The sequence below is a fragment of the Sphingobacterium cavernae genome (genome assembly GCF_008520265.1).
In the GTDB taxonomy this organism is placed as follows: domain Bacteria; phylum Bacteroidota; class Bacteroidia; order Sphingobacteriales; family Sphingobacteriaceae; genus Sphingobacterium; species Sphingobacterium cavernae.
Genome location: NZ_VIQM01000103.1, coordinates 1 through 2,576, shown reverse-complemented (window position 1 = coordinate 2,576; position 2,576 = coordinate 1). Strand labels below are relative to the sequence as shown.

Sequence of the window (2,576 nt, the reverse complement as noted above, 5' to 3'; positions counted from 1 at the left end):
GTTATTAAACAATGGCATAAATCGAACCGTTTTACATTCCTATTTTTTTCAGATTGGCACAAATCGAAACGAAAATTTTGGCACTGTTTGACCGAAAACGGTGGCACAAATCAATCCGAAATATCCAGTTGAGCAATTGCTATCATAATTCTATCTTATGGTTGGCTGATATAAGAATGTATCTAATTATCTAATGATTGAGTACAAAGTTCGCATATTTCATCACCGTAAAAATCATAGTCCTCAATTTCCTCTCCACATTGCCTACATTCAACAATATCTTTAATTATTTTAATTTCATAACACTCACCGTTCTTATATTTTCCATACCCGTAATCAAAATAGTACTTAATACCACATTCACATTCTGTAATATTTGAGTCGTTAGCAACAGGAATTGTAGTACTACATGATTGACAATTTATATGATATGAACCACACCATGTACATTGACCAATTTTAACTGTTTTAATAATTTCTGTTTCTTTGATCTCAGTAAGGTTCGGATATATGATTGAAAGTTGATTTGGATCATTAATTATTTCATTTTCGTTCTCGATACTTTCAACGTTGTAATAACTAATAAAATTTAAGTAAATGTTTTCTTCTCCAGGATCGCAGACATAACAATAATCTAAATCATCTACAAAGTCATCAAATTCTTCTTGTATGTCCTCAAGCTCCTTCCTTGAGAATTGAATATTGTTATCAATGTAATTAAATGCCTCACCTAAATTTTTAAAATAATGTATATTTTCATTTTTTGTTAATTCAAATAAATCAGGATGCAATTTTCCATCATCAGACTTATCAGAAAAATCACCTTTATTTGATGTTACAAATATTATTGTATCAGCTTTGTTTTTTTTAGAGAAGTCTACCATTGAAAAGAAAATAGCAGCATCAGCCGTACTATTTTTTTTATCTCCAACAAAAGGTGCTTTTTTTTGGATAGCCCAGTCTGTTATAGAAGCTTTAGTTTCTATTGATAGTGGCAGATCAGTTCCACTTTCGATAATCTTATTTAATTTATGAATTAAAGCTCTATTTTTTTTAATTAACGAATCAACATTCTCATTGTGTAATAAATATAATTTAGAAGAAATTTCAGGATCGGTATCTCTTCCAATGTCTTCTAATATTTTTTTTTCGTTCTTTCTTTTTGATTCAAGATGTGCAATTAATTTCTCTACATTAATTTGGTTTCTTTGCCATTCGTCAATAATTATATCAGATTTCAAAATTCCTACTCTATTATTATCTAATAGCTCAAATAATTTTTCCGTTAATTTTTCTGAAAATTGCTGACTTTTATTTTTAGTTATAGGATCAAAACCATTTGCAAGGTAAATCCAAATGTTTGTATCGAAAAGAAGATAAATCATGTGTAATTTAGTTTTATTCAGTTAGTTTTTTTAAAATTATAATTGGTAAAGTTAATAATGATTGAATAATTGTTACAATCACAGCCCCCTAAATAGCCCCCTAATAAAAAATAAAAGCCTGCAAGTTAGTAACTTACAGGCTTTTTCAGTGCTCCCAACTGGGCTCGAACCAGTGACCAAAAGATTATGAGTCTTCTACTCTAACCAACTGAGCTATAGGAGCAGATTTTTCTTGGTGTCAATTGTGAGGTTTATTCCCTTTTGACGATGCAAATATTGATATTTGTACCGAGAAAACCAAATTTAAAATGCAAAAAATTGAAAATATTATTCTTGATTATGGCAATGTAATTTTCATGATTGACTTCGCAAAATCGCAACAAGCTTTTACTCAATTAGGTATCACCAACGTAGGTGAAATATTTGCGCATTCGGGCCAAATCGAACTTTTTGATGATTTTGATAAAGGAAACATTACACCTGCGCAATTTAGAGATGGCGTGCGTGATTTAACGAAAAACAATACCTTGACGGACGCACAAATTGATACTGCTTGGAATGCGCTATTGATTGGTGTTCCACAAGGCAAACATGAGTTATTACTCGCCTTAAAAAGTAAATACAGAACTTTTCTTTTGAGCAATAACAATGCAATACACTACGATTATTGCATGAAGCATATTCAGTATACGTATGGAATAGAAGACAACAGTTGTTTGTTTGAACAAACCTATTATTCTCATTTGATGGGTATGCGAAAACCAAACGCTGATATTTTTGAATATGTGTTGAAGGAACAGAAATTAGATCCGTCGCATACTTTATTTATTGATGATAGCCCGCAGCATTTACTTACAGCAGATTCGTTGGGCTTACAGACAGCGCTGTGTACAAAGGAAGAACCACTTGATGTAATAGTTAAAAAATGGAATTTGCTGTAAGTTTAGGAAACATATTACTATACATTTGTGTTTTATAAAACGGAGCGTAAAACCCACAGGTCTTTAGCCTGTGGGATGTAAGCGACTAACCCTGATTGAGAATATACTCACGAATAGTATCATGAGATGCTTCACCTATTGAACAAACAAAATAACCATCAGACCAGAAAGTATGTTCTTTCCAAAAATGTTTAAATAAGAATGACCTGTGTGGTGAACGCGAAATGTAATAAGTAGATTCTTGTTTTAA

General features: G+C 31.4%; 3 protein-coding genes and 1 tRNA gene. 1 reads left to right on the top strand and 3 read right to left on the bottom strand.

The window, feature by feature from the left end; all coding sequences use genetic code 11:
• Nucleotides 1-182: 182 nt before the first annotated feature.
• Both FLS47_RS16900 and FLS47_RS16895 read right to left on the bottom strand, forming a co-directional pair.
• Nucleotides 183-1,385: a PIN domain-containing protein gene (locus FLS47_RS16900; protein ID WP_149915499.1), complete on the bottom strand. Its 1,203-nt coding sequence runs from the start codon at nucleotides 1,383-1,385 to the stop codon at nucleotides 183-185.
• Nucleotides 1,386-1,534: 149 nt separating this feature from the next.
• A tRNA-Ile gene (locus tag FLS47_RS16895) sits at nucleotides 1,535-1,608 on the bottom strand.
• A gap of 85 nt (nucleotides 1,609-1,693) precedes the next feature.
• On the opposite strand from FLS47_RS16895, the gene FLS47_RS16890 reads away from it, so the two are divergent.
• A complete protein-coding gene (locus tag FLS47_RS16890; protein ID WP_149915498.1) occupies nucleotides 1,694-2,326 on the top strand; it encodes an HAD family hydrolase in 633 nt (210 codons plus the stop codon).
• Nucleotides 2,327-2,411: 85 nt separating this feature from the next.
• Here FLS47_RS16890 and FLS47_RS16885 read toward each other — a convergent pair.
• The coding region (locus tag FLS47_RS16885) for a transposase (protein WP_188347475.1) at nucleotides 2,412-2,576 on the bottom strand (165 nt) is incomplete at its 5' end.

What these genes read in the sequence shown, in the direction of transcription:
- FLS47_RS16900 (WP_149915499.1), bottom strand. Translation starts at nt 1,385, where the DNA reads ATGATTTATCTTCTTTTCGATACAAACATTTGGATTTACCTTGCAAAT.
- FLS47_RS16890 (WP_149915498.1), top strand. Translation starts at nt 1,694, where the DNA reads ATGCAAAAAATTGAAAATATTATTCTTGATTATGGCAATGTAATTTTC.